The 25,890-nt window shown below is 40.4% G+C and carries 30 protein-coding genes, 1 rRNA gene and 2 pseudogenes; 23 read left to right on the forward strand and 10 right to left on the reverse strand.

The window, feature by feature from the left end:
* Positions 1-360 precede the first annotated feature (360 nt).
* Positions 361-1,254 (reverse strand): DGQHR domain-containing protein, encoded by an 894-nt coding sequence (locus MKX36_RS12015; RefSeq protein ID WP_340864746.1) that lies wholly within the window; start codon positions 1,252-1,254, stop codon positions 361-363.
* A 137-nt stretch (positions 1,255-1,391) separates the two neighbouring features.
* On the opposite strand from MKX36_RS12015, the gene MKX36_RS12020 reads away from it, so the two are divergent.
* Positions 1,392-1,754, forward strand: coding sequence for a helix-turn-helix domain-containing protein (locus MKX36_RS12020; protein WP_340864747.1), 363 nt, complete (start codon positions 1,392-1,394; stop codon positions 1,752-1,754).
* Between the two features lie 1,301 nt (positions 1,755-3,055).
* Here MKX36_RS12020 and MKX36_RS12025 read toward each other — a convergent pair.
* The 5 genes from MKX36_RS12025 to MKX36_RS12045 are packed head-to-tail and all read right to left on the reverse strand — an operon-like array spanning position 3,056 to position 5,370.
* On the reverse strand, positions 3,056-3,352 hold the full coding sequence (locus tag MKX36_RS12025) for a spore coat protein (RefSeq protein WP_340864748.1): 297 nt from the start codon (positions 3,350-3,352) through the stop codon (positions 3,056-3,058).
* Between the two features lie 11 nt (positions 3,353-3,363).
* Positions 3,364-3,564, reverse strand: a complete 201-nt coding sequence (locus tag MKX36_RS12030) for a hypothetical protein (protein ID WP_064797162.1) — start codon at positions 3,562-3,564, stop codon at positions 3,364-3,366.
* 31 nt (positions 3,565-3,595) lie between these two features.
* Positions 3,596-4,732, reverse strand: a complete 1,137-nt coding sequence (locus MKX36_RS12035) for a zinc-dependent alcohol dehydrogenase (protein ID WP_340864749.1) — start codon at positions 4,730-4,732, stop codon at positions 3,596-3,598.
* The gene (locus MKX36_RS12040) at positions 4,729-5,115 is read right to left on the reverse strand and encodes a spore coat protein (protein ID WP_102998069.1); all 387 of its coding nucleotides are present in this window, start codon (positions 5,113-5,115) and stop codon (positions 4,729-4,731) included. Before MKX36_RS12040 ends, MKX36_RS12035 begins: the two co-directional genes overlap by 4 nt.
* 12 nt (positions 5,116-5,127) lie before the next feature.
* A complete protein-coding gene (locus MKX36_RS12045; RefSeq protein ID WP_063211977.1) occupies positions 5,128-5,370 on the reverse strand; it encodes a hypothetical protein in 243 nt (80 codons plus the stop codon).
* A 190-nt stretch (positions 5,371-5,560) separates the two neighbouring features.
* Here MKX36_RS12045 and MKX36_RS12050 point away from each other — a divergent pair, with 190 nt between their 5' ends.
* The 9 genes from MKX36_RS12050 (at position 5,561) to rrf (ending at position 11,931) form a co-directional block, all read left to right on the forward strand.
* Positions 5,561-5,842: a hypothetical protein gene (locus MKX36_RS12050; RefSeq protein WP_340864750.1), complete on the forward strand. Its 282-nt coding sequence runs from the start codon at positions 5,561-5,563 to the stop codon at positions 5,840-5,842.
* Between the two features lie 548 nt (positions 5,843-6,390).
* Positions 6,391-7,476 (forward strand): L-dopachrome tautomerase-related protein, encoded by a 1,086-nt coding sequence (locus MKX36_RS12055; protein ID WP_340864751.1) that lies wholly within the window; start codon positions 6,391-6,393, stop codon positions 7,474-7,476.
* Between the two features lie 237 nt (positions 7,477-7,713).
* A complete protein-coding gene (locus MKX36_RS12060; RefSeq protein ID WP_340864752.1) occupies positions 7,714-8,265 on the forward strand; it encodes a TetR/AcrR family transcriptional regulator in 552 nt (183 codons plus the stop codon).
* 396 nt (positions 8,266-8,661) lie between these two features.
* Positions 8,662-9,513 (forward strand): SDR family NAD(P)-dependent oxidoreductase, encoded by an 852-nt coding sequence (locus MKX36_RS12065; protein WP_044785942.1) that lies wholly within the window; start codon positions 8,662-8,664, stop codon positions 9,511-9,513.
* A gap of 12 nt (positions 9,514-9,525) precedes the next feature.
* Entirely contained in the window at positions 9,526-10,152 is a 627-nt protein-coding gene (locus MKX36_RS12070; RefSeq protein WP_340864753.1) for an FAD-dependent monooxygenase, read from the forward strand.
* A 60-nt stretch (positions 10,153-10,212) separates the two neighbouring features.
* Entirely contained in the window at positions 10,213-10,617 is a 405-nt protein-coding gene (locus MKX36_RS12075; protein WP_340864754.1) for an FAD-dependent oxidoreductase, read from the forward strand.
* A 111-nt stretch (positions 10,618-10,728) separates the two neighbouring features.
* Positions 10,729-11,052 carry a putative quinol monooxygenase gene (locus tag MKX36_RS12080; RefSeq protein ID WP_044785947.1) on the forward strand — a complete coding sequence of 108 codons (324 nt, stop codon included), beginning with the start codon at positions 10,729-10,731 and terminating at the stop codon, positions 11,050-11,052.
* Positions 11,053-11,147: 95 nt separating this feature from the next.
* Positions 11,148-11,480 (forward strand): chaperone CsaA, encoded by a 333-nt coding sequence (gene csaA, locus MKX36_RS12085; protein WP_290409898.1) that lies wholly within the window; start codon positions 11,148-11,150, stop codon positions 11,478-11,480.
* 333 nt (positions 11,481-11,813) lie between these two features.
* Positions 11,814-11,931, forward strand: a 5S ribosomal RNA gene (gene rrf, locus MKX36_RS12090).
* 562 nt (positions 11,932-12,493) lie between these two features.
* On the opposite strand, the gene MKX36_RS12095 is transcribed toward rrf, so the two are convergent.
* Genes MKX36_RS12095 through MKX36_RS12105 form a run of 3 tightly spaced genes read right to left on the reverse strand, consistent with a single transcriptional unit; the run spans position 12,494 to position 16,165 of the window.
* Complete coding sequence (locus MKX36_RS12095) at positions 12,494-13,597, reverse strand: Ger(x)C family spore germination protein (protein ID WP_340864755.1); 1,104 nt, start codon at positions 13,595-13,597, stop codon at positions 12,494-12,496.
* Positions 13,594-14,715, reverse strand: coding sequence for a GerAB/ArcD/ProY family transporter (locus MKX36_RS12100; protein ID WP_340864756.1), 1,122 nt, complete (start codon positions 14,713-14,715; stop codon positions 13,594-13,596). The genes MKX36_RS12095 and MKX36_RS12100 overlap by 4 nt, the downstream gene beginning before the upstream one ends.
* A gap of 1 nt (position 14,716) precedes the next feature.
* Complete coding sequence (locus MKX36_RS12105; RefSeq protein WP_290409901.1) at positions 14,717-16,165, reverse strand: spore germination protein; 1,449 nt, start codon at positions 16,163-16,165, stop codon at positions 14,717-14,719.
* Positions 16,166-16,768: 603 nt separating this feature from the next.
* Here MKX36_RS12105 and MKX36_RS12110 point away from each other — a divergent pair.
* The 8 genes and pseudogenes from MKX36_RS12110 to MKX36_RS12140 all read left to right on the forward strand — a co-directional run bounded on the left by MKX36_RS12110 (position 16,769) and on the right by MKX36_RS12140 (position 21,524).
* A complete protein-coding gene (locus tag MKX36_RS12110; protein WP_340864757.1) occupies positions 16,769-17,212 on the forward strand; it encodes an ASCH domain-containing protein in 444 nt (147 codons plus the stop codon).
* Positions 17,213-17,255: 43 nt separating this feature from the next.
* A pseudogene (locus tag MKX36_RS25400) lies at positions 17,256-17,549 on the forward strand (IS4 family transposase); the annotation flags it as partial.
* Between the two features lie 229 nt (positions 17,550-17,778).
* Positions 17,779-18,135 (forward strand): hypothetical protein, encoded by a 357-nt coding sequence (locus tag MKX36_RS12115; protein WP_340864758.1) that lies wholly within the window; start codon positions 17,779-17,781, stop codon positions 18,133-18,135.
* A gap of 190 nt (positions 18,136-18,325) precedes the next feature.
* Positions 18,326-18,919 carry a hypothetical protein gene (locus MKX36_RS12120; protein WP_290409909.1) on the forward strand — a complete coding sequence of 198 codons (594 nt, stop codon included), beginning with the start codon at positions 18,326-18,328 and terminating at the stop codon, positions 18,917-18,919.
* A gap of 111 nt (positions 18,920-19,030) precedes the next feature.
* A complete protein-coding gene (locus MKX36_RS12125; protein ID WP_290409910.1) occupies positions 19,031-19,237 on the forward strand; it encodes a hypothetical protein in 207 nt (68 codons plus the stop codon).
* 39 nt (positions 19,238-19,276) lie between these two features.
* Entirely contained in the window at positions 19,277-19,897 is a 621-nt protein-coding gene (locus tag MKX36_RS12130) for an ATP-binding protein (RefSeq protein WP_340866098.1), read from the forward strand.
* A 28-nt stretch (positions 19,898-19,925) separates the two neighbouring features.
* On the forward strand, positions 19,926-20,534 hold the full coding sequence (locus MKX36_RS12135; RefSeq protein WP_340864759.1) for a hypothetical protein: 609 nt from the start codon (positions 19,926-19,928) through the stop codon (positions 20,532-20,534).
* A gap of 45 nt (positions 20,535-20,579) precedes the next feature.
* On the forward strand, positions 20,580-21,524 hold the full coding sequence (locus MKX36_RS12140; RefSeq protein ID WP_290409913.1) for a hypothetical protein: 945 nt from the start codon (positions 20,580-20,582) through the stop codon (positions 21,522-21,524).
* A gap of 91 nt (positions 21,525-21,615) precedes the next feature.
* Here MKX36_RS12140 and MKX36_RS12145 read toward each other — a convergent pair whose 3' ends face one another.
* Positions 21,616-21,945 (reverse strand): helix-turn-helix domain-containing protein, encoded by a 330-nt coding sequence (locus MKX36_RS12145; protein WP_103042446.1) that lies wholly within the window; start codon positions 21,943-21,945, stop codon positions 21,616-21,618.
* Between the two features lie 137 nt (positions 21,946-22,082).
* On the opposite strand from MKX36_RS12145, the gene MKX36_RS12150 reads away from it, so the two are divergent.
* The 5 genes and pseudogenes from MKX36_RS12150 (at position 22,083) to MKX36_RS12170 (ending at position 25,650) form a co-directional block, all read left to right on the forward strand.
* Positions 22,083-23,078, forward strand: a complete 996-nt coding sequence (locus MKX36_RS12150; protein ID WP_103042445.1) for a DGQHR domain-containing protein — start codon at positions 22,083-22,085, stop codon at positions 23,076-23,078.
* A gap of 114 nt (positions 23,079-23,192) precedes the next feature.
* Positions 23,193-23,417, forward strand: coding sequence for a hypothetical protein (locus MKX36_RS12155; RefSeq protein WP_145958752.1), 225 nt, complete (start codon positions 23,193-23,195; stop codon positions 23,415-23,417).
* A gap of 465 nt (positions 23,418-23,882) precedes the next feature.
* Positions 23,883-24,361: pseudogene (locus MKX36_RS12160) on the forward strand (IS3 family transposase); the annotation flags it as partial.
* Positions 24,358-24,960, forward strand: coding sequence for a hypothetical protein (locus MKX36_RS12165; RefSeq protein ID WP_103042444.1), 603 nt, complete (start codon positions 24,358-24,360; stop codon positions 24,958-24,960). The pseudogene MKX36_RS12160 and the gene MKX36_RS12165, both read left to right, overlap by 4 nt.
* Before the next feature lie 99 nt (positions 24,961-25,059).
* A complete protein-coding gene (locus tag MKX36_RS12170; protein ID WP_290409915.1) occupies positions 25,060-25,650 on the forward strand; it encodes a hypothetical protein in 591 nt (196 codons plus the stop codon).
* Positions 25,651-25,890 lie beyond the last annotated feature (240 nt).

Genomic DNA, 25,890 nt, shown 5'->3' on the forward strand with positions numbered 1-25,890 from the left:
CAAGAATTGAATGTGGTAGATTTTAAAAAAGACGAAAGGATCAATGACTGACGACAGTTGTCGCACAATATAGAGGACGAACCTTCTCATCATTAAAGGTAAAATAAGGATAATTTATTAAATTAAGGATATATATAGCGACCGTAAAAATAATAAAATCGAATGTCATAACATATAGCATCAGTGTATCAATAACTATTCTAGTAAAGTTATAGGCAGCCATAGAGGTTGCCTATAATAATTCCTTCTAACTTAGCTTTTTTCTACATTCATTAATTCAAACAATTCTACTGCTAGTGTTTTCGATCCAGAAATACCCTTTAGGTATCTAAATGGCCCATCAACAGACCAATTAATCGCCTATAAGCGTTTTAAAGATTTGGTAAATGCTTGATAATCAGCATACTTAGGGTTTTCTTTTTTACAGTGCTGTAGTAGCTTTGAACTAGCCATTGCTAAAGCGTCTAAACATACGATATGAGTAATTTTAAATTCTTTATAATTGATCCATTCATTAGGATAAAGTTCTCGGATAATGTTAAAAAGCGTAAGAGCCATATCCAATCTTTCCTCTTTAGACAAATGTGAGATTTCAGCTTCTTTAGAAAGGTATTTAAGTGTTCTATAAAGATTTTGAAGCGTTATATGCTTTCCTTTACTACGCTTCCCTATGACACTTCCGATATGAAAGAATGGGCTTTCTGGTCTAGTCAAGAGTACTGTTGCAATCCAAATTAATTCATCTGACTCCCTTTTAAGATATTTGCTTAATGAAGAAGTTATGCCTTTCGCCTTGGTATTTATTGCATTAAACAAATTGATTTCTTCGTCATCATCCAGATAGTGGTACGTCATAAAAAGAATGTTTAACTCAGAATTTGTTTCTTCGATATACCGTTTGATTCCTCCAAGGCGATGTTGATCATCCATTAAGGAAGCCTTACTTTTACATAACAATCGGCCATAGGTCGGTCTTCTAGCGTCGTAAGCGGTAAATTCCCACGTTCCTGCACTATTCAATAAAATAGGTGTAAATAGCGCATCATCGCCTTTAGAAAGATACATAGCAAAGTCATGAATACGTTTAAGGTCTGCAGGTCTTTGATATCCTTTACCTGAAGGATGGTCAAAAGGTTTAATATATGTCAAATTTAATGCATTAGAAGCTGGTAAGTAGCTTTGGTAAGCAACTTTGCCTCTCATTTTGAATTGTATTACATTTTCTATAACAAATTGATGGGGCAGACTATTCAAATGACTTATCCTCCTAAATAAAAATTTATTTTTTAATATATATCTTAAAGCATATAATTAAAAGTGGTAATATATAGTTTGAGTATATTTAATTCATGCTATTGTACACCTACTCTTAGTATGAGAGGTGAAATTGCATGATAAAAATAAATACTTATGTTGGAGAACGAATTAAGTCTTTACGAAAAGCGAAAGGTTTGACCCAGGCAGTTTTAGGAGAACAAGTGGACTTACCTCAATCATATATCGGTGGAATTGAGAAGGGAGAGAGGAACATTTCACTAGATACACTTCAAAAACTAATGAATGCTTTACATATCTCACCATCAGAGCTTTTTCGGGAGTATGATAATAAAGATGCTAACCTAAAAGAAATTATAGAATCGCTGGATCGAATTAGTACAGAGCTTTCGAAACGAAGTGTTAAAGAAGTAAAATTAATTGAAAGTTTTATAACCAATATACTTGAGACATTAGATGATTTTAAAAAAATGGACTAAATGTAAGCTATAGTAACTCACCGATTTTTGGTGGCTGCTAACTTTAATTATTAGGAAATACAATTGTTTGTTAGGAGGGGTGGTATGGAACACAAAAAAGAAATTATTTAGGCCCTTACACTTTCAGTAAACAGGTTAGAAAAGGAAAACATGACTGAATATGAAAAAGGTAAGATAGATGGTCTGAACGATTCAATACGATTAATTCACATGCTGACTTCTCAACATCTTAAAAACAGAAAACCAATAAACATAATTATTGATGATATACCTTCCAACAATACAATTAACTGAAAAATAGAAATTGATTAAGAATAATGTGTTTTCAACAAAGTAGTACTAAAGAATCAAAAAGGATTGAATAATAAAAAAGGGTCTAACAATCTTGGGAGTTTTTGACGGGTATATTGGAACGTGCAACAGAATCTGACGGTAACGAAAAAATGAGAGCATTATGCTTACCATCTTAGAATTAATATAACTACCGTGAGAAAGGAAGTTCAAGTCCTTGACGGTACGTTTGTTGTTTATAAAACTTGTAAACTAATAATTTAATTCGAGGGGAAACATGGAGAAATAATAGGACAATCTCAGAGTGTATTTACTGATCATTGGAGAGAGGGATATATCCGTATGGGAGATCGTAAAGCAAAACAGCCTTATGAATTCCGGATTACAAAGCTAGATCAGGATTCCAGAGGAGCTTACCCTTGAAAGGGGAGTGGTGGATAAACGATAAAAAGACCCTAACTGGTCAGTATTACTCAAATAGATAGAAAAACTGTTCCTATCAGGGAGGAAGTTCGTTTTTTCTTTTTAAGGAATTATAAAGATAGTGTAGTTGACTCTTAGCTGGCTTAAAATTAATAGAGTAAAACTGAATGCTTCCTTAAGTTATTTTCTCGAATTAGATGATTAAGGATGTGGCACGTCAATCAAAACTCAATTCTTCTTTAGAGGAAAATATTCAAAAACTGTATGAGCGGGGATTGAGTATTTACTAAAATCAGAAAACAGACGTTATCTGAAAAAATTGGCATAAGAATACTTATAGAGAAAAGGGTAACCGTGAGAGCGGGGATTCATAAAGTGCGTCGCGATAACCATCAGAAGCAAAACAAACGAAGAAACGTTTGTTCAAGTGAGTTTGACACTAGCCGCAATAAGTGCGGAGCGTATCCGCCCTTATTGTATTGTTGGATTCTTGACACTGGGAACATCTTGTTCTCTGAAGTCTAATCAAACAAAAACGCGCCTGAACCATTGTGGTTTTGCGCGTTTTGCCGGGACGAAATACGGTGTCATGACGGAATGTTCATAGCGGTCTGAATGTTTTTCAGATCGAGTTGAATTTGCTCTGTAAAATGGTAAGGATGGTATAGCCCCCGCTCCATCATGTAGATTGTTATCTTTTCATGGGAGTCTATGGCTTCGTCGAGCTGTTTCATCAAAATTTGCTTGATTTCGGGGGTGGCACATTCGGTCACGGCCATGGCGTAGTTTCTGACTTCGCTCTTGGTGTTTATCAAAAAATCCATTGCGATGACTTCGTCGGTCAGTGTATGAAGCCCTGTGATGTGTTCTAATATTGTGTTCATGTTTTTATCTCCTATAGGGTCATTTTAGACAACACTCCATCGAGCTCCTGAAGTTGCTGCTGTGATAATTGCACGTCTTGCTGCAAAATTTGCATGAGCTCCGGGTCTGTCACGAGAGCTTGCATGGTTTTGGATTTAGTGTTGCAAACGGTCTTAAACGCAGCTATTTCATGAACCTCCAGCATCTCATGCAAAGCATAATTGGAATTCATTCGGATTGTCCTCCCATGTATCTATCCATATTCAAGGCTTTAAGACAACTTTGATGCAATTGTCCGTTTTCGTATCGAACACTTCATAGCCGCGCTTAGCCTCGCTGAGCGGAATGACGTGCGTAACAATGTCTCCAGGGTCCACTTTGCCCGAAGTAACCAACTCGTACATATACGGCATGTAGTGAATGACCGGAGCTTGTCCGGAACGAATATTAACGTTGCGCTGCATGATGTCGCCGAGTGGGAATCCGTTATAACGTCCGCCGTATACCCCAGTGACTTGGATGGTTCCGCCTTTGCGGACAGCCTGAGACGCAATGATAAATGCGCTCATGGTGCCACCTTGAAGCTTCAAACCACTGGCTAGAAATTCGAGGTCGCTCATCTTGCCGTCCATCCCCACTGCATCAATCACGACATCGGCACCGCCTTTGGTCATTTCCTTGAGAGTGTTGCCGATATTCTTATCCTGTTCGAAGTTTACGATTTCCACATGGTTCGTTCGCTTCGCATGCTGTAAGCGGTAATCGACATAGTCGACGGCTATGACCCGCTTTGCTTCTTTCAGCCAGCAGAATTTCTGGGCCAGAAGTCCGACCGGACCGCAGCCGAGCACGATGACCGTATCTCCATTCTTTACGCCGGCGTTATCTACGCTCCAAAACGCCGTCGTCATGGCATCGGCAATCAAGCTTAGCTTTTCGTCCGGTTGTTCGCAGTTTTCAGGAATCTTGAAGTGTGTAAAATTTGCAAACGGAACTCGTAAATACTCGGCTTGCCCGCCAGGGTATCCGCCGGTCGTTCCAGAATAGCCAAAATAAGCGCCCATGTCCCCGTGTTCGTTTGACTTGTCACATTGGCTTTCTAGCTGATTTTTGCAAAAAAAGCATTCTCCGCATGCGATGTTGAACGGGATGATCACTCGGTCCCCTTTCTTTACATTTGTCACACCAGGGCCTACTTCTTCTACGATCCCCATCGGTTCATGCCCGATGACATAGTTCTCTTGAAGGTTAGGGATCATCCCGTGAATAAGGTGAAGGTCAGAACCGCAAATGGCGGTACTGGTAATCTTTACGATCATATCGTCCGGTTTCTTAATCTTCGGATCAGGCACCTCTTTGACCACGACATTTTTAATCCCTTGATACGTTACCGCCTTCATGCTTTATGTCCTCCAATATGTTCATCTGGGGTCCGATCAAACATCCCTTTACGCGACGTATCATCCGGGAACAAATTCATCTGCCCGATCATCACCGTATTTTTCGCCGAAAGCTGGTCGAGTTGGTACTGTTCGTTCAGTTCGTAAGGATGAAACCATTTTTTGCGAATCATGAGCTCTGAGACTTCTTGGTGCATTGCAATCCCCTGCTTAAGATGATTGCGCAGCAGGGCTCTTACATCTGGAGAAGCCGTTTCCGTCAGGGCGATGGACAAATTTCGCACCCCCTCCTTGGCACGAAGAAGGAAGTCCATTGCAAAAGTCATGTCTGCCATTTCCGGCATGTTTAATGAATTAATCGGGTCTAAATAATCGGTATTCATTTGCGTTCCCCTTTAATGTGTTATAGGTGTCGGGCTATTCGGAACAGGCGCTTGGAAAGGAGCTCTTGCATAGATTGCTTGCAGCTCAGCGATCTGTTGTGTGGATTGAATTACGTCTTTCTGCATTAACGCTTTTAACTCTTGGTCAAAGACCAAGCCCTGCATAAGTTTTGACTTAGCGAGGCAGAGCGTTTTAAAATTTAACGCTTCATGCAGTTCCATCGATTCGTGCGGCGCTAACGCTGGAGTATTCATTGACAAATTCTCACCTCCTTTTTTCACCAGAGTTAGATTTCCCAACGCATCGCATCTTATACTAAAATTGATTGCTGGAATTGTGTACTCCATATACTCCTATTTAGTTGCAGGAATACAAACAAAATATCAACTGCATACTTATTACTGTTTCAATTAATGATCTTTGCTTAAGGGAGGAGGACACACCTTGCCTAATGGAAACAAAATTGATCTAGCCACTGAAGGTGCAAGAAAACCGGCAGAAAGTGCACTTAACTCGAGCGGCAATACGCTGGAGCAACATGCTTCTAACGCGGTTTCTGAGGTGCAAACGGCTTTAAATCAGGCGATGAACTCGATAAGTAAACCTAACGCGGCAACAAATTCACAAGCTTTGGAGACGGCCCGGCGGCAATTAACTCAGGCAGAGGAATTCTTAGATCAAGCGCAAACTTCAGCAACCGCATTACGTCTGCCGGACCAACAATAAAATGCTCTTGGCTCAGTTAGACTTTCAGACGAACTACTTGCCAAAGACAACGGAGAGTCACCGTCAAAAGGCTTCGGCTTGAGCCGAAGCCTTTTGTTTTTTGAGATGTCTTGGACATTTTCAAAAAACTTAATTAAATTCGTTATTATTAAGCAGTGAATCCCCATTTATACAATATGCCGGTTTTGATCTCTTCCTGAAGTTAGCCTATCTTCATTTTAGAAATTATATCGACAAAAATTAGCTCATCTCCGTATTTGAGCACCGCACACTCATTCAAAAGACTAGTATTACAGGCAGCAAAGTGAAATCCACATCGCCAATGTGTCGCATGATGCCACTTACCTGCACGGATGTTGATGACTAACCAGCTACAAACTGGTCGGTATCATAAAATTGAGGCGCAACAACCAGCAGAGGGTTACTCTACTCTGCGTCTATGTTTTGGTTAGAAAAAGAATCATTAAGAGCTAGGCATTAGAAAAAGCTTTAAACATATTATAGGTAATATCCGTTCAATTATGGTGGGGAGGATATCAAAAAAAACTATGTTATCTATGGAAGAATATTTCGGTAAGTTTGAACTCGTTTATTCATTTTATGGGGCTATGCCTACAGGCGTTAGTGTGTCAGAAACCGGGCGTATCTTCATCTGCTTTCCGAAATGGGGAGATGACGTTAGATTTACGGTAGCGGAAATTGTTGAGGGTCAGTTGCAGCCTTATCCTAATTTAGAAACGAATTTGATCAACCCATTGAATATCGCTATGTCCTTCATCAGTGTCCAAAGTGTTGTTGCAGATGGAAGGGGAACCCTGTGGGTACTGGATACGGCTGCACCAAATTTTTCTGAGCCAATTAAAGGAGGGGCAAAATTAGTCGCGGTAGATTTAGAAACAAATACAATAAGAAAAGTATATACATTTGCAGATGATGTAGTCTTGCCGACAACGTATTTGAATGATGTCCGATTTGACTTTCGTGTAGGTAAAGCAGGTTACGCATATATAACGGATTCTTCTTCCAATGGTCCAGGCGCTATTATCGTCGTAAATTTAGAAAACGGAAATGCGTATAGACGGTTGCATGGAGCCAGCTCAACCTCACCCGATCCGTATTTTGTACCGAAAGTGGAAGGCAAAATTTTGATGAATCGAAACGCGGATGGTTCGACATCTCCCTTTCGATTGGCCTCTGATGGTATAGCCATTTCCCCTGATGGAAAAATGTTATTCTATTGTCCATTAACCAGTCGCCAGCTATACTCAATCTCAACAGAATCGTTAAGAGACAGAACGATACCGGATTTCAAGTTAAGTGATCTTGTGCAGTATTGGGGAGAGAAGGGGGCATCTGATGGGATGATCACGGACGCAAAAGGAAACGTTTATGCTGGAGATTATGAAAACGATAGTATTCGAAAGATATTGCCGAATGGAATCATGGAAACCATCGCCCATGATCCCAGAATTTTATGGCCAGATACTTTTTCTATTGGTCCGGATCAATACTTATATGTAATTGTGAACCAATTACATAGACAGGCAAGATTTCATTATGGAAAAGACCTGCGAAAAAAAACGTATAGTTTACTACGTTTGAAAATTGATGAATTACCTGCACCTACCTTTTGATAAATAGAACCCATTGTTCAAATTGACTCTATTGCGTAGATCATGCATTTTATTTTTTATTATTTTGAGGAATTTAAAGGCTTCCGAACGGCTGTCTACTGAATTAAGGGGAACGATAGCTCAATAAAACTAAAGAGGCAGTGTTTCACGATGTTGTGATCTCAAACGGGATGACATGGTCACACGAGTGCAACCCTCGTCATGGACATACCTATATAGCACTGATATAATAGAGGTATGAACACATATGACAAAATATTAGCAGCTGCTCTTAAGGTACTCGAAGAAGAGGGCGGAGCCCAATTTTCGACGCGAGCTGTCACTTCGATCGCACAGGTTACGGCTCCTACACTCTACCACCATTTCGGTAATGCCGATGGACTCCTGAGTGCAGCTATAGTGGAAGCTTTCAAACAGTTATTTGAAAGCAAAATTGCTGCAGTGGAGTCCCCTATTCCAGAAATGGCGCTTCGTCAGGGATGGGATGACTATGTGCGCTTTGCGGCAGCCCGTCCACGGATTTATGCGGCGATGATGGGGCGGCTGCTCGAGGGTGCCCATATCGAGGCGGCAGATCAGTCGTACGAAGCACTGGTGCAAAATGTTCAAAGAGTCGCCGCCGAAGGAAAACTGGCTGTTTCAGCCGAAGCTGCGGCAGATCTGGTCTGGGCTTCCGCCAACACGGCCTCATGGCTGTATGTGACGGCCCAAATTCGCAAGGCACCTCCCCCCCAGCCCGACGTCGTTGATCTCATTCGGGAAAGCGTAATGCAGATCATTTTGATGTAAGGCCGGACGCCGGTTCAAAATGAGGGATCGATGACAGAACCTGGAGACTCCGGACAAAGCCCCATTGGGGCTTTGTCTTGTTTCATGGTAAAGAGATGAAGCACCACAAATAGTGGCACAATAGTGGCACATAAGAGAGATCGCCTATCCAAGCAGGATGGCGATCTTTTTCATTTTCAGAGGGTTTTGATGAGCTTATTCCTCACGGCACGGTATTTCGTGAGCGTCGAAGTACATCACGTTGCGCCCGCCAAAAATGATGTTCAGGTCGCGAGAGGATAACACTATGCAAAAATGTATAGCACCGCTATAGACAGTTCTGTATAGCGATGCTATAATAACCGTATAACAGTGCTATACAGCGATCCATATCTTATCAAACGCAGGAGGTTTACAATGCCATATAACACTCAAGAAATGGTTGTCGTCACAGGTACTTCAAGTGGAATCGGCAGGGCTACCGCGGAGAAGCTCGCCGCTGACGGATTTCACGTTTTAGCTGGGGTTCGCCGTCAAGAAGATGCCGACAAAATCAAACAAAAAAATATCGAACCGGTGATTCTCGATGTTACCGCTATCGACACACTAAGGGCGCTGGCCGAACGAGTGGAGCAAGATCCGCTTGGTCGCCCTTTGCGCGCCGTGGTCAACAATGCCGGCATTGCCGTTAATGCACCTCTTGAGATGGTTCCGCTGGATGAATTTCGCCGTCAGATCGAAGTCAGCGTGATCGGGCAGGTCGCAGTTATTCAGGCGCTTACTCCGGCCTTGCTGAACAGCGGCGGACGCGTAGTCAATATCGGATCCGTTGGCGGCAAAATCTCAATGCCCGGTTTCGGAATTTATTCGGCTGCAAAGTACGCGATGGAAGCGATCAATGACAGTCTCCGCAGAGAGATGTCCTCGTTCGGACTCAAGGTCATCATGATTACTCCGGGCGGTGTCAGCACCAGCCTGTCGGAGAAAGGGGTTACGACAGCCGATCGACTGTCCAAGTTGATGACACCCGATCAGCACAGACGCCATGATCGTCTTTTTGACGCCGTGAAGGCTCAGGCTGAATCATGGGCAACGGACGGTATCCCTCCTAAGAAAGTGGCAGAAGTGGTTTCACGAGCCATCCACGAAAGTAAGCCGCGCACCCGCTATACGGCCGGCCGCGATTCGGCACTGCTGACCCGACTGGTTCGTATTCTCCCGGATAAACTCCTCGACCGGATGCTCCGCAGCCAGATGAAGCTGCAGTAATGGGAGTATGAAATGTTGTTACAACAACAGTTTGAACATGCCATTATTGTTGGTGGATCTTTAGGTGGACTAATGATGGGACTTGCGTTATCCCGTTCTGGTTATGCAGTGACTATTCTTGAACGTGCAGATTCATCATTAAGGAATGGTGCTTTTATTCGCCTACACACAAAGCCTTATTCTAATAGTGAAATTGAACGAGAACTAAGTAATTTGGCATCCAATAGTAACAACAATGTTGAAGCCTGGTCAGCCATTCAAGAACGTTTGCTCAATGCGATCGCTAAGGAACCTGGTATTACCCTTCAGCACCATACACCAATTGTTAGTATTGGGCAAAATGAATCTTCTGCTTGGGCTACTAGTGAAAAGGAGCAGACGTTTAAAGGAGACTTTTTGATTGGCGCAGATGGATATCGCAGTATTGTCCGCCGTTATTTAAGCCCTGACAAACCATTTGCAGATTATGCTGGCTATTTGGTTTGGGTAGGGAAAGTGGAGAAAAAATTGCTGCAGAAGAAAGACTGGAAAAAACGTCAGCTTTCGAACGCTTATTTCAATGATAGTGCTGCCGGTACATTGACTACTGCGATGATGCCAGGGATAGAGGGAGAACCAATCCTGGCCAGCGATGGATAGATTTTTGCTGGTTTGATCATTCGCATAATCAATTGCTGTCTGAATTAGGTGTGTTAAAGGATGGGACTACCCAGCATTCCTTATACGGTGAAGCTTCTGGTTTCGCTGCTGGAAGAACTATCACAAACCAGCCAAGCCCATTGGAGCAAAGAAGATGATGCCATTTTGCAAATCGCGATCAAGGATCGCAGTTTAATTGGGGCACCTGTTAATGAATACATCCTTAATATATTGTCAAAAAGAAGAATAGCCATGATTGGAGACGCAGCTCATACCATGTCGCCAATGTCGGGCGCAGGCTTTAATGACTCACTTGATGATACGGTTGCCATCATGGACGCGATTAAAAAGTATCCGAATTCGATAATAAATGCTTTGAGTGAATACCAAATACGTCGTTTAGATGTGGCTCGTCAAGATGTTCTTGCGGGCCAGGGCTTTAATCGTTTTTTTGGTTGCTTATAACAGCATTATGCTAAGCCATTGATACACCAGAATTTCATGCATAAATAGGCAATTCCATTTGAGAAAATGCTAAAGCAAAATTACGAAGTATATAAATTAGGAGGAATTAGCATGAACGATACAAAGAACCGTTACGTTACTGTACTTTGGGAGGCGAGAGCTAAGGCAGGAAGAGAAGCTGAGATGAAGGCATTCATGACGGCTGCTGTCACCCCGTCGCGCAACGACCTGGGCAACATTGACTACGAGGCTCACGAGGTAGAAGGCAAGCCTGGGACATTCATCATCTACGAACGCTGGGAAGACCAGGATGCTCTCGATCGGCACCTGAACGCCCCCCGGATGCAGAAACTGGTACCCCAGCTCTTGGAATTGATGGAGGGATCCATTGAGGAAGGGATTCGACTCCTGAAGCCGTTTCGACCAGCGCAGTAAAATACAACACCGAGCGGAATTCATTAAGTTCTGTCGGGAAAGCGTGAGAGATATTTTTGAGAGCGGCTAAAGACTTTAGAGGGGGAGGTAAAAGATTGGCAACGATCGATGATTTTGAAGCACTAGATATCCGTGTCGGAACGATTAAGGAAGCGGAGTTTTTTGAAGAAGCAAAGATCCTTGCGATAAAACTTAAGATTGATTTTGGAACGGAGATCGGCTTGAAATCCTCAAGTGCACAAATAACTAAGCGTTACAAGGTTGATGAAGTTGTAGGAAAGCAAATTATAGGAATCGTTAATTTTCCTCCTCGGCGCATTGCTGGATTCAAATCGGAGGTATTAGTTTTGGGAGGAGTCCCGGAAAAAGGAGATGTTATTCTATTAAAACCGGATACTGAAATACCTAACGGTACTCCTATTGGATAAGTTAGATGACGAGAACTTGATAACATTCCCGATATGATGTCATCGACGTCGACAGTCGCTCTTTGATTGAACAACGCGTAGACGTTAACTCAATACAATTAAGAAAGCAGCTGAGTAGTGTGTGAACTGCACCCCAATTGTTGGACACCATCTAACAGATCGGAGGTGCAGTTTTTTGTCAAAATTTAATATGGACTTGAAGAGCATTGAGAAATCCTTAGAAAGAGTTCGACAAAGGGAATATTCGAGAAAGAGATGTAATCAAGAATTGGTTTAGGATCCAGTTTTCAGGGTGTAACACCTTGAAGGTAGAATTCACGATGTGAATTCATGTTTGGTGGCGATAGCGGAGGGGTTCCACACGTACCCATCCCGAACACGACCGTTAAGCCCTCCAGGGCCGATGGTACTTGGAACGCAAGGTCCTGGGAGTTGTAGGACGCCGCCAAGCAAGACAAAAATGCACACCCCTTAATGGGATATGCTTTCAGATTGTTGAGAAACCCCATGTCTGATGAAAAGACATGGGTTTCTCTTGGTTTTAATCCGTTCTTTCGGGTGAAATAAACGCCAGTCAGGCATCCTTCGCTTTCCTTTCCAGATGGAAGGCGATCTTTTTGGTTAGCAGCCATGAGCAATTGTTCTGTCGCATTACGCAGTCCAAAACGTCGTGAGCTGTTTAGCATCAGTGAAGCTTCGCTATTTGTTTCAACATTAACGCGATGTCGTGTTAAACTACGTAGAAATAAGAATAGCTGTTGAGACTTTCTCAACAACCTGAATCCCCGTTTTTAACGTGGAATTCTCTGTTCGGGTTTGGAAAATGCGCTTTTCGCTCAATAGGCGATCAAACCCATTTAACTTTATGGATACCCGTAAAGCTCATGGCTATTCAGGTATTTGCTTCAAATTCCGAACGATGCCCTATCACTTGTGGGCTAAACATTTTTTGTATGAGTTGGCCTTAAATTTTCATACATACCTAAAGAGGGGATTTTGACACACAGCAAGTACTAACGATGATATTGATAAGAAGGAATTGCCGGGAGCGGGTTGAGTGTAAGGTGAACTTTCACCTGATAATTTAGACTTCTTTTTGTTTTCTGCCACTCTTCTCCGGAAATAGGTTTTGAGAATGGATGAAGTGCTACATATCCCATAGATAACGGGTCTACATCCCACTTCTGCATTTGCTGAAGAAGTTCCGTTGTACGCTCCTTCAGAAAGTTTTCAATTTCACTTTGCAATTCCATCAGGTTGTTTGTATCGCCTAAATAACGATCTCCCTGATATTCCACCAGTCTGGCGTACAAATTGACATTCACCGCGTAAATGCTGTCGCCGCGGTTCCAATGAAGGTCTACTTTTGAGCGAACCTGGCCGAGAAGAATGGAAAACTCAGGGAGGGGCAAAAGTTTAATATAATTTACATTATCCAGCAGCTGAAAGATGTGGTCTTGCCGGAGGGAAAGTTTTCCCGCCATTTTATCCTTCTGGAAGAGGCCGGTGCCTTCATACTTAAAATCATCCGGAGTTGCTTTAAAAACGGGTAGGACCGGATCGGATAAAGGATTATGATATTTTTGCAAAAAGCGGTGCAGATTGATGACCGTCATCGTACCCTGCTGTTTGTTTTCATAATGTTTAAACATACGATACAAAAAATACTCCAAATCCTTCTGTTTCTCAGTATTAGTCATGATATATTCATCGAAATTTCCGTCGACAACAACAAGATATAATCGCTGTGTTGTTTCCGGGTCCAATAAAAGAGAGGTAACTATTGACGCAATTCCCTTGCGGGCAAGAGATTCGCTGATAAAGAGCATCCGCAGCTGCCCGAGCTTGTATTCGCGGAAATAATTAAGGCTGAGATACTTTCTGCCTTCTTCGAGCATATGCACCTCTTTAGTAACCAGCTTTTTGGAATCATGGGTAAGCGGAGGTGCCAGTGTGCTGATTTTGATTTTACCTTCGCTGCCTTCGCTGAGAGAAAGAAAGGTCACAGGGGCAATTTCTTCGATGGTATTGTTCTCGGTAAGCGATGCACAAGACGTCATTAGCGGCAAGCTTAATAACAATGTCAGGATGATAAGCGATGCTTTCCGTAGTTTCATATATATGTATTTCCTTTCCGCCGCATTGCGATCAGCAAAAGTATAGGAACCAAAAGAAAGGTAGCCGCTTCTGAGTACATAAAAAATCCGGGCCAAAGGTTCTGGAGTGTATCGGCTTTCCAGAGCTTTTCGTTTGCAATGACAAGGAGGGTGCCCATAAGGAAGCAGCTTGCTAAATATCCGAACCGGCTGTTTTTTTCGAGAGTTTTGCCTGCCGTGATCTGCAGGGCACCATAGAACATCAACAGAAACAGCGAGACGGCAAAGACGACGTTAAACATAAAAAAAGAAATTAGAAGGATTTCAATCCGTTCGAATATAGGTGATTGCAGGTAACTGATCATATTGATTACCGGATACCCGGCCGTTTTCAAATACTCGTGTCCATAATAGAGGACTGTGGCAACAAAAAGAAGCAAATACTCAAGTATAGTGAATAGATTAGCGATGGTCAGGTGTTTAATCGTTTTTCGATCCGGCTTCAGCCATGGCACTAAAAAGATAAGATACTCCGGACCCGACAATGCCGACCAGCAGATGACAATACCTCTCCAGGAGTCCAGCGGCGGGTGGAGCGGTATCAAGGGATACAGTTGTTTATAATCTGCGACCGGCGGGAAATAAAAAGGAAGATAGCAGAGGGTGAGCCATATGGTACCGAAAAAAGCAATCACAATGAAACGGAGAGTCCTTTCCATTCCATGAGAGGCTACGTAACAGCTCATCAATAGAATGGCGATCAACGGAACAGTCCTATTCATCACGGGGAAAATATACTCATGTACAATCCCGCTATATCCCAGTACGATCACAGAAGTTTTGAGGAACAGCGGAATCAGCCCGACCGCAGCCAGCAGACGAACGGTTTTGGGACCAAACAGTTCCTTAAAGCCTTCAAGTCCCCGTGTCGCCCAGGGAGAGGTCAGCCACTTGCACAACATCCACAGCATCAGCTGAGAGAGAAGTCCCAGTCCCAGGATCACCCAAAGCATATAGAAATGGGCCAGGTACATAGGCATGATGAGAAAATAATAAAGCATTTGAAGTCTGTTTATGAGCAGCCCGGCATACAAGTTTCCAAGCGTTTCCTTTTTACCGAACAGCGTGAATGCGGACATGTCATCGTCTCCTGCGGCTGTATCGCCATTTTTTCAAAGGTTTCAAATAGGAAGGTCGCGTTTCCATCCAATGAAGGCTTACCCTAATTATAAAATCTTTCCAGTCCCTAAAATAAAGGGGAGTCAGAGGGGCCAAATACGGCTCTCTCAGTGAAGTTAATCCGTTCAAATGCGCCAGCAGAGCGATTAAACCTAATATGATTCCGAAGATGCCAAAATAAGCGGCTAAACAGAGAAGAGTCAGCTGGATGACCGTGTTTGCTTTGGATATCTGGTAATTCGGCGACAGAAAAGAGGCGATCCCCGATACACCTAGAAGAACGATCAGCACTTTGCTGGCAAAACCGGCTTCAACCGCTGCCTGTCCAATAACGATACCGCCTACGACACCTAAAGTTTGGCTCGTTTTGTTCGGCATTCTTAAACTTGCCTCTTTAATAATTTCCAATATTACGAGCATGATCAAACCCTCCCAAAATGGGGTGAATGGAAGCTTGCTTCGGGATTCAATCAGGACAAAGAGGAGAGGCAGGGGGATCATCTGGTAGTGGTGGGCCGTTAAGGCAACATATACCGGAATTAGTATCAGCGACAGAAAAAAGCTGAAGAACCGGAGTAAACGCAAAAAACTAGCGACTATCCAGCGGTGGATATAGTCTTCGGGCGATTGGAAAAGATGAAAAAATGTTATAGGTCCGATCAGAGCAAATGGAGAATTGTCTACCAGGATCACGACCTTGCCCATGGCCAGCGAATAAGCGCATTGATCGGGTCGATCCGTTTGCTGCAGCTGCGGAAAGAGGCTGTTGCTGTGATCTTCGATAAAAACTCCGATTTGGCCAGAATCAAGAAATATATCATAGTTCAAGGCAACTAACTTCTCTTTAGTGTTAGAGATAAGGTTAGTATTGGTTAAACCCTCAATGTATAGCAGAGAGACTGAAGTAGAACTAAGCGAACCGGCTGTGAACTGTTCCGACTTCAATGTACTTAAAGGAAGCCGCCGGCGAATCAAAGTTATATTCTGATCAATCTGCTCCGTAAAACTATCCTGCGGCCCGTAAATAATAGTTTCCGTTTCTGATTTTCCTACAGGACGACCCAGTGTAATCGGAAGAAGAGTGGTCCACCATTGATTTAACGCAGGCTCATGTACGATCACCGCTGCCCGCATCAGTTGCTGTTCTGCATCTTTAAGTGTATGAATTTCTGTGAATTTACAGTTTAGAATACGCTCCGGAACCGGTCTGTCATTTATAGTAAGCAATGGCTTCAGGATGGATTCATTGATGCGTGCCTCATCGACCAGCGTATCCAGATATATAATCCAAATTGGATTTCCGGAAGGTGGGCAACGTTCAATGATACTGGCTTCTGATATGCCGGCAAGCATCGTTTTTAAAACATCAAGGGTTAACGGATAGGTATTTATTTCGGAAGATTTCCACATGTAATCACCATTATCTTTATGGATTTTTCATTAAGCTTTATTATGGGCATTTGATTGGAAAATCATCCGTTCTTAGTTGAATTTAAGTGCTTTGAATGAGAAGGGACTCGCATGAATTGAGCCGCGTCTGTGCAAACGTTGGAAGAAATAATCGGGCTTAACGAGAGGAGTGACGTTAGATGAAAGATAAATTTATAATGCAATCCATTCAAAGGCGTGTAACACCTTTCGGAAGTGTCTTGGAGGAAGTTCCCGTTCAACAAGCGGATGGCGAAACTTATGCCTGAATAATGAGCAGCGTAGTTATACCTGAACCGATCGTTCCGACTGGTTGGAATTCAGAGTGCAATCCGCGATGGCGCATTGGAAATCGAGAGCAATGATCTTCAGAAGCTGCTTGGACGGAGGTCCGACCACGTCACTCGAAGAGGGTCTGCGTCAAATCGCAAACGAAATTCAGGCTTAATCGAGAGTGCTAAAAAGAGGTTGTTCTCAAAGGTCTATTGCTAACGGAGGGAATGCGTCCTTTTTATGCGGGAATGGAAAGTCTCGAGAATGTTTGGGGAATAGTAATTCATTATGACAGTAATGGAGCGTAGAGGAATGAAAGTATTATCCATGATTCAACCATGGGCGACTCTGCTTGTCCAAGGCGAGACTCTATATGAAACCAGATCCTGGAAGACCCGGTACCGCGGACCGTTGGCTATTCATGCAAGCCAGAAAGTCGATAAGCAGGCCTGCAAATATGAACTCATACGTTCTTTACTCGCCAAGAATGGCTATACGGAACAAAGCCTTCCTACGGGGGTTATCCTTGCTACTTGCGAGCTTACAAATTGTTATCAAGTTATCGACGCTAATCATACGTCAGCCATTCTGGATTGCGGGAAGGTTGTGACGGGTGAGGACTTCCTGTTAGGCGATTACAGTCCAGGTTATTTTGCGTGGGAAATAGCGGGTTTCCGTCTGCTGAAGCCCTATATTCCAGCGAAGGGTAAACTGGGACTATGGGAACATCCGATAGACGAAGAGTTGATGATATGACCTATGTAAACAATTAATTAATAGAGGTTCTGACTTCAGTCCGTCCTGCAATTTACTGACCAGCCACACGACGATTGTGTTTTCCCTATACATACTGCTGGCGTGGCATCATCGGAAAAGCACGGATGCGCGTTCCTATGACAGATTGTTTTATTTGTTGTGCAACGAAGTCGGTACGCACGATTGGGTCGTTGCCCTACAACAGCTGCGGATTTGATCAACCAAGTAGCCCTAAAAGCCGATAAGAAGATTTCAGTTCTTAGTCGGCGTCAACTCCAGCAATGGATTGCCACTTTGACCAGTTACATCAAGCCTTGTTTCATGCTGCGAAAGTTGAGTTAGAATGTAGGGGAGACCACTGCAAAAACACCACCCAATATATTCGTTATGGAGAATAGGACGGGGCTCTGCGGGAAAAATCAAATTAAAAAATAAGGGGGTGGGCGCGTGGTAAACCTTTCTGATGGGATGTCTTTGCCTCGGATCGGTCAAGGTACGTGGTATATGGGGGATAAACCGTCCAAGAAAAATGAAGAGCTTCGCACGTTTTAAATATTAATGGTAGCATGGCCAATGGACAGAATCCCATTGTTATAGACAATGTATACAATCTTAATGATGTACTTCAATGCATTCGTAATTCAATAGTTCCATATAAAAAAATCACTTTTACTATACCGGGCATTTCTTATCACGAAAGTGGTGGGCTACCATCTGCTGAAATACCTCAAGCAGAATGGGCACTCTGGGATGAATTCAGTATGGACAATGGTCGCGCCAACCTAGCAAATCTAGTAAAGGACAGATTACAACAAATTGTTGGATGTACTGTTAATTATGGACCAGTTAGTGCACCTGAATTAAGAGGGATTATTGAACGATTATTTCGGACACTGGAAGGAATGGATACAGAAAATTATTAAGCACAACTGGTAGAATCCTTCTGATCCTATAAGAAGGAATCCAGAAGAACAAGCCAAAAAGTATGATATTTCGTTAAATGATCTGGAGGAATTAACGCATATTCTTATTTCAGACTATAACGGAATTCCGCATAGTGGGATTCGGAATTTTACGCCTTTAAAGTTAATGAGACAAAGAATCGAAAAGGGGATGGAGCCGAGAGTTTTAGATCCAACACAAAGGAAAGAGGCAGCTTTTTTCTCTCTCCAGACGAAAAGAACAGTCGCTGGAAATGTTAAGAAAGGTAAGCGCCCTTTTATTCACTTTGAAGGAGTCATTTATCGTAATGATGTTTTATCTAATAGTGCTCATTTAATTGGGAGCGAATTAACTTTGATTGTAAATATGGAGGATATACGAACAATTAGAGCATTCTTGCCAGATGGTAGTGAATTCGGTTTCCTAACGGCATATGGAACTTGGGGGGTTACTCCACATTCACTTCGTACTAGAAAAGCAATAAATAAACTAAAAACAGACCGAAAAATATTTTTCAATTCTTATCAAGATCCATTCCAAATATATTATGATTATTTAGCTTCAAAGGCCAAAACAGCAAAGAGTATGAGAAATAAACTCGCGCAATTAGAGAGAGAACTTCAATCCATTGAAACAGAACATCAAGATATTGTAGAAAATGAAAATCAAGAAATTAGCGAAAACAATCCAAGCTGGTTTAGTTTGGAAACATCTGATTCAAATGACGAAGATGATAGCCGTCCATTTCGTACTTATAACTTCTAAAAATATAGAGGTGATAAAAAGATGAACACTTGTCAACGACCATTAATCCCGCCCAAAACCCATCCTATTGAGACGGGGAGATATTTCATAGGTACCAGAGAGGTTAGGAGAATGTATACCAACATCAAACAATGGGTAGAGAATCGAGCACCTGGAGGAATCGCTTATGGGCGCCCTCGGCTAGGCAAAACAACAGCGATCAGATATTTGGAAAAAGAGTTGCCTATTGATTTTGGCGAAGATATAACCATCCTTAAGTTAAAATGTGAGCAAAATACAAGAATAAATGAAAATACTTATTATGAAGAAATTTTTTAGCAGTTAGGTCATGCCTTACCTTATTCAGGTCGAAAAACAATAAAAAGTGATCGGTTATATAAATTTCTTCAAGAAAAAGCAGAACATTCAAGTAGCAATCGAATTGTACTTTTTATTGATGACGCGCAGCGCTTAGTGCCACTCCAATATAATATACTTATGGATATTTACAACTATTTAATAGATTGTGGCATTAGTATGACAGCTATTCTTGTTGGGCAGGAAGAATTAAAGCATGTTAGATCTGCATTTATTAATGCAAAACAGGGACAGATCGTTGGGAGATTTATGGTGTATGAGTACAAATTTTCTGGAATTAAATCAAAAGATGAACTTCAAACTTGTCTTAATGGATACGACTCACTGTCAGAATACCCTGATCAAAGTGGTTGGTCTTACACGCGATACTACTTCCCAAATGCTTATGAACAAGGGTTCCGCCTTGAACAATGTACGGAGGAGCTATTCTTAACTATTGAGAATGCACGTAAGGTTAAGGGAATAACAAAACCTTTGGAGATTCCTATGCAGTATCTCACATTAACTGTTGAATACGTATTCAAAAAATATGGCGTTAATGGTAGGAATGTATCAAACCTTTCACAAGTTCACTGGTTAGATGGATTAAAGGAATCTGGATATATTTTAAATGAATTATAGAATGATCTTATATGAGGAGAGATTGAACTTGATTCCAGTGTTACAAGATTATCTATCTATACCTGACGGTACACTCACATGGAATACAAGATGGATCAGTGATTTTGAATCTCCATGGTCGATTTTCGAAAAACTAAAGTACACAAATTTAGCAAAAAGAAAAGATATATTTAAATTATTTGGGAACGCAGAAACTTTGAACAAAAAAACGATTATCGGCCATAAAAATCATGATTTATATAAATTAAGCGCTTTTGATGAATTACTCTTCGATCAACGTCTAGGCTTTAAACTTTTAAAATACAATGAAACGGTACTTAACAGCCTTGTAGAATTCCTTAGAGGAGGAGAAGACTATGAGAAAGGAAGTGAGACTTCTGAGTATCATTTTCTTGAAAAGAACCTTTCAATTTGCATGCATTGCATAAAAGACGGATTTCACAGCTTGCTACACCAAGTCGAATTTATTAATCTTTGTCCCTTTCATAACTCACCTTTAATAAACCATTGCCCATCATGTAAGAGAGAAATTCCATATGAACTTTCAGATTCATATTTTGAACATCCTTATCTTTGTTATTGCGGCTTTACTTTTAAAAAAATTGATTCCAATTCTCCCTTATCTAGTCTTTGGTGAAAATACTCTATAGATGATATTAAGAACTCTCAAGTATTAAACTGGTTGAGTTTAGGTGAACAAGAAAAAAATGAACTGGAAAGGGTATATATTTATCCACTCAGCAAAATGTCCAAAACTCCACAAATTCTCACATTCTTATTAAATGTTTCACAAAAGCAGAAGTCTCCTGTTAAGCTCGATAAGTTTTATTCAAGTGTACAGAGTTCATCAAACATTCAATTTTTCAAACATCCATTTCCAGAAAATTCTTTTAAGGGTTATTCTTTCGAGCAATGGAGTCCTATAGATTATAGTATTTCATTTGCCGATAGTTATGGGAATAAGCCTCTTATAAAGGAGTTTGTTAAGATAAAAAGTAACATTCTCAATGCTATGTCCAATCACTTAAAAAGAACCATACTAAAACATCATAAAACATGTATACGAAGATATGTACGTGTTTCGCGATATATAGATCGAGAAGAAACCCCGATCTGTCCCTATGCGGAGGCTTATGTCAATTGGAAGCAAGAACTTCTATCATTTAAGCACTTTTATGATGTTGATAGCCAACCATTAAATCTTCAAAATCGCGCAAGAATATCGGACCTTTCTGTAGTCATTAGTCCCGATCCATTATTAAGTATTCTTGATGCGTGCATTAGAGCTTTCCCTATAGAGAAACCTCAATTTCATTCTCATTACAAATGGCTTATATCTCACTTGATTTGGCATATTGGAAAACAATTGTTTATTTCGTTCCTAAGAAACCCAAACCCATCGATAAAGAAATTCACAGAAGAGCGAATAGCATTTGAAGGACACTTTCTTGCGGTACTATTTCCACAAAAAAACAATGAGCCATTTGTTGTATTTTGGGATAACAAACATGAATGGTTGAATGACAATATTTTAAGCTGCCCATTTCCAACAGTGAAAGAAAAAAGAAAATCAAAGCTGGAAGAATCATTTCACCCTATGCAGGTAGCTATTGACAATCTTTACTGATTCTTATAAATCTCAATAATTATCTTATTTCATTTCAAATTGTTACTACCTTTTGTGCGCAACTAAAAAATGACGCAATCATATGATTGCGTCATTTTTTTATTAGACTCACCGTGTCTTTCATGATTCTATAGATAGTCTTTAAATCATCAGTATGTAAATTTAAGAGCATTGTATCAATCTTCTCGATCAATTCATATTTCTCGGAGATACCGACATTATTTGTAGATATAAAAAGTTCGTATGGTGATATTTTTAATGCCTCTGCAATTCTAAATATCATATCCAGTGTGGTGTTGATTTCTCCACGCTCAATTCTGCCAAGATAAGAGGGATCAATAGAAAGTAGTTCGCCCATTTGTTCTTGAGTTAAACGAGCTGCCTTACGGTGTTGCCTAATTCTTTTACCAACTTCGAACATGGACAATGTATCCTCACCTCTCTTTAAGAGTAGGCAAGTCCACTAAGAGAATGAAGTATACTTTACTACCATTTGCCATTGTAAAAAGGATATATATTACCTATTATTTAAAATAAATGACTAAAAGGAGAATTTTAATGGCATCATTAGCTCAGCAATATGTTATTGAAAATGTACTACAATCAAAAATGCGTGGAAAAGTAACCTATCAGGGGAATTTATCAGCATCAGCTGCCCTTCAATTAACCTACGTAAAACCATACGACCATCCATCTGGAAAAGGATATCAGAGACCAGTCGATAGTAAACGTTGCAATGACTTCGCTATGTACTTGTCCCAAGGTGAAAATGCACTATTCACTCCTATACTGGTAAATGCAGAGTCTCATTGGGATTTCACGCCTTATGACAAGAGTCGTCCAACTTTTGGTCGATTATTATGTAAGAATGAAGCTTCATTAATGGATGGCCAGCATCGCCTGGGTGGAATTAAGAGATACACTCAAGATACTAATTCGGAAATCCATGTTCCATTCTTGGCATTTCATTATCTAGATGAAGATGAGGAAATTCAATTGTTTGATATTATCAACACTAAAGCCAAGGGAATCGGCACTTCTCTAAGTCGATATTTAAAAAGGAACTATGATGATAATAGTTGGATTGCAACTGAATTAATAATAAGAGGGGATAGCCCATTCCATTATATTGGTAGCCTCACCGGAAAAAGAAATACTGGGAGACATGTTACACTACAAAATTTATATAAGCTTTTAGAGATTCTTTTTAAGCCGGATAAACTTTCTCGATTATCTAAGGAAGATAAGTTAATGCTAGTCCTTGTTTACTTTAACAATATAAAAGAACAGTTTAATAAAGAATGGTTAGACTATAAAAACTATCGTATATCACATATTGTAACCCTTAACGCTCTTGCTATCACGGGGACTGAGATTTTTATGAAGATAGTTAATACTGATAAGAAGCACATTGATTACCAGCAAATTCCGAAATACTTAGATAGAATAAGTAGCTTAGATTGGTCCTCTAACGGTCCATTAAAATACATCAAAGGGCTAAATGGATCTAGGGCACTGGCACTGGATTTAGTTTCACTATGCAAAATTAATTAGTCTAACATTACCAAGGTTTAGGATATAGACATTCAAGTGCTAAGTAAGTCTTTTTATTCTATTAATAATTGCAGATATAAAATGTTGAATAATGAAAGAGAGTGGCTTTCATAGGTGATGATGAATACATTTAATAATGTACATGACAAAGAAATCTATTTTATAATAACTGAAACAATGACTGGTAAAATTAATGAATGGGATATGTGTGTGCCTATTGATGTGACTGGAGCAAAATTTTCTTATACTTTTATACCAACAGGTATAGGAATCATAATTCAAGTTCATTGCGATGTTTGTGATAGAATTTTAGACCTTACAGAAGGTTTATTTTGCTGATAATAAAAAAGTAGAGAAAGGGATATAATCCATCTTTTTCCTACCGTGCCATGCCTAAAAGACTAGTCTGCATCAGCTCTTTGGGCATGGTGTTAAATGAAAGAACAAATATAGGAGTTCTCGATAATGAAAATTCTTACAGCTGGATCGGCTACACTCTTCTAGACAGAAAAATTGTGGTCTAATATAGTAGACTACAGATCAACCTAGGAGGAGCAAACGGATCATGACTAAAAAAGAAAGACGCACCTTTAGCGCTGAATTTAAGGCGCAGATGGTTCAGCTTTATCAGAGTGGCAAACCCCGAAAAGATATCTTCAGGAATATGATTTAAATCCTTATCGTTGGATAAATGGATGAAACAGAGTGCCACATCAGGATCCTTCAAAGAGAAAGACAACCGGACTCCAGAGGAATTAGAGCTGATCGAACTTCGAAAACAGTACAAGCAACTGCTCATGGAGAATGATTTTAAGCGATCTGACGTACGTCCGAGTGGGTTCATATTGGAACTACGTATGCTTCTTTGGAGATCTGTTTAATCGCGAGATTATCGGCTACAGGCAGGCCCCCACAAGGTTGCCAAGTTAGTTTACCGTGCTTTGGCTTCAATTAAGGGCAACCTGAATGACATTCAGCTCTTCCATACCGACCGAGGTAATGAATTCAATAATAAGCACATCGACGATGCTCTAGAGGCTTTTCAGATTGAGCGTTCTTTGAGCATGAAAGGCTGTCCCTATGACAATGCTGTTGCAGAAGCCACTTTTAAAATTTTCAAAACGGAGTTTGTGATGAAAAGTCATTTTGAAAGTCTAGCTGAGCTAACCACAGAATTACATGACTATGTGCACTGGTTTAACCCTATTCGGATTCATGGTTCTCTGGATTACTTGAGTCCGGCTGAATGTAAGCTAATCATTTTACTGGGAGGAATACTATGAGTAACGTGGCAAATCCAAATTATGAATTAGGATTATTATATGTATCTGGGATTTTAAAAGAAGATGACCTCTTAATTCTTAGATCAAACTTAAAGAAGAATGGAATAGAACTTAAATCATTTGATAAAAACGGAAATATTACTGCATCAATCGAAGATTTTACTAATGTATATTCATTTTTAATTAATTCGTCATTACTAGCGGGTTTGGTTTCAGGGGTCATCGCAAGTGCAGCGTGGGAAAGCATAAGATACGTGATATTACATACTTTCAAAAAAGTAAAAGATAAAAAATATAACAAAATAACAAGTAAAGGTATTGAAGAAAAAGAAGCTACTTTGGGTATCGAAGTAAAGGTGAATAATAATCATTACAATTTTAGGTTTAATGGAATCTCATCGGAAAAAGCATTTCACGAAGCACTAGATAAAATTATTCCTTTACTAGTATCTGTACAATCACAAACAATAGAAACACACGAAAAATCAATACCTGAAATCCCTACTTTTATTGGAACCTATGATGAAAAAACATGCTTGTGGGTGGTTAGAGAGACGAGTGAAATCATTAAAGAGAAGATTAGAATTTCCAATGATTAGCCTAATTTGAAGGCGATAGCTATAAGTACGTTAGTTATTAAATTTAACAATTTTGGATAAATCATATGACAAGAAAGATCGTTCTGGAGGGAATTTGATTTGAAAGATGACTATAAAGAATACTTACTCGTGAAACAAGAATTTGCAAACATCTCCAAGGAAGTTCCGTTGCTGTTTACTTGGCTAATCGAGATGCTTCAGAAATTAGAATATAAGCTTGCTACTATATTGTTTCTGAAAGAACAAGCAGAAATTGTGGAAAAGGAGGGAACAAGCAAACTAAGTCCAGATCTTTTTGACGAGAATATGGATTTTCGGATTAGCGAGAAGAATAGAAAAAGATTTGTTGATAAAATTGAGAATTCAGTTGGAGATGCTTCATTTGATAATGAAGAGTTGCTAACTATTTTGAGGAATATGGATTTTAAAGTTTTTAAGTTTGAAGATAATAGTAGATTCATAGATATTTTTCATGAATGCAGAAAATATCGAAATTATTTAGCTCACGAATTCTTTGTGGAATATACTCTTAATGGAGTGGACGACAGCAAAGTAAAGGAAATGGAAGAAGAACTTGAGAACATTTTATGGGATACAAATACAGTAGTATTCTTAGCCGATCAAATAATAAATTCATTTGCTCATTTTATTCTTCAGTTCATCGTCGAGGAAGCAGAGGAGGTAGAATAAGCAGAGGGAGGTTGTAGTTCGATTTTACATATGAGTATTTACTTCTCTCTTGGTAGCACATGAAATAGAATTTCTCTTGAAATAAGTTTGTTGTATAGGTTTTAGAAAAGAAACCCCCACCAAAGAATGATATACTATTAATAGTACATTCGACTCAGTTTAAGGGTGGGAGATATGAAGTTCTTATTAAGGATTTTTAGTCGAAAGAAGTATACTTTGAAACTGTATTTTACTCCCAAT

The organism is Paenibacillus sp. FSL W8-0439 (genome assembly GCF_038008995.1).
Classification (GTDB): domain Bacteria; phylum Bacillota; class Bacilli; order Paenibacillales; family Paenibacillaceae; genus Paenibacillus; species Paenibacillus polymyxa.

Coding starts and splice junctions, on each gene's coding strand:
- MKX36_RS12020 (WP_340864747.1), top strand. CDS start 1,392: ATGATAAAAATAAATACTTATGTTGGAGAACGAATTAAGTCTTTACGA.
- MKX36_RS12060 (WP_340864752.1), top strand. CDS start 7,714: ATGAACACATATGACAAAATATTAGCAGCTGCTCTTAAGGTACTCGAA.
- MKX36_RS12120 (WP_290409909.1), top strand. CDS start 18,326: ATGGAGCCGAGAGTTTTAGATCCAACACAAAGGAAAGAGGCAGCTTTT.
- MKX36_RS12065 (WP_044785942.1), top strand. CDS start 8,662: ATGCCATATAACACTCAAGAAATGGTTGTCGTCACAGGTACTTCAAGT.
- MKX36_RS12080 (WP_044785947.1), top strand. CDS start 10,729: ATGAACGATACAAAGAACCGTTACGTTACTGTACTTTGGGAGGCGAGA.
- MKX36_RS12035 (WP_340864749.1), bottom strand. CDS start 4,732: ATGAAGGCGGTAACGTATCAAGGGATTAAAAATGTCGTGGTCAAAGAG.
- MKX36_RS12115 (WP_340864758.1), top strand. CDS start 17,779: ATGGCCAATGGACAGAATCCCATTGTTATAGACAATGTATACAATCTT.
- MKX36_RS12075 (WP_340864754.1), top strand. CDS start 10,213: ATGGGACTACCCAGCATTCCTTATACGGTGAAGCTTCTGGTTTCGCTG.
- MKX36_RS12030 (WP_064797162.1), bottom strand. CDS start 3,564: ATGAATTCCAATTATGCTTTGCATGAGATGCTGGAGGTTCATGAAATA.
- MKX36_RS12145 (WP_103042446.1), bottom strand. CDS start 21,945: ATGTTCGAAGTTGGTAAAAGAATTAGGCAACACCGTAAGGCAGCTCGT.
- MKX36_RS12045 (WP_063211977.1), bottom strand. CDS start 5,370: ATGAATACTCCAGCGTTAGCGCCGCACGAATCGATGGAACTGCATGAA.
- MKX36_RS12040 (WP_102998069.1), bottom strand. CDS start 5,115: ATGAATACCGATTATTTAGACCCGATTAATTCATTAAACATGCCGGAA.
- MKX36_RS12025 (WP_340864748.1), bottom strand. CDS start 3,352: ATGAACACAATATTAGAACACATCACAGGGCTTCATACACTGACCGAC.
- MKX36_RS12105 (WP_290409901.1), bottom strand. CDS start 16,165: ATGTGGAAATCTTCCGAAATAAATACCTATCCGTTAACCCTTGATGTT.
- MKX36_RS12070 (WP_340864753.1), top strand. CDS start 9,526: ATGTTGTTACAACAACAGTTTGAACATGCCATTATTGTTGGTGGATCT.
- MKX36_RS12150 (WP_103042445.1), top strand. CDS start 22,083: ATGGCATCATTAGCTCAGCAATATGTTATTGAAAATGTACTACAATCA.
- MKX36_RS12165 (WP_103042444.1), top strand. CDS start 24,358: ATGAGTAACGTGGCAAATCCAAATTATGAATTAGGATTATTATATGTA.
- MKX36_RS12125 (WP_290409910.1), top strand. CDS start 19,031: ATGTATACCAACATCAAACAATGGGTAGAGAATCGAGCACCTGGAGGA.
- MKX36_RS12055 (WP_340864751.1), top strand. CDS start 6,391: ATGTTATCTATGGAAGAATATTTCGGTAAGTTTGAACTCGTTTATTCA.
- MKX36_RS12110 (WP_340864757.1), top strand. CDS start 16,769: ATGAAAGTATTATCCATGATTCAACCATGGGCGACTCTGCTTGTCCAA.
- MKX36_RS12095 (WP_340864755.1), bottom strand. CDS start 13,597: ATGAAACTACGGAAAGCATCGCTTATCATCCTGACATTGTTATTAAGC.
- MKX36_RS12100 (WP_340864756.1), bottom strand. CDS start 14,715: ATGTCCGCATTCACGCTGTTCGGTAAAAAGGAAACGCTTGGAAACTTG.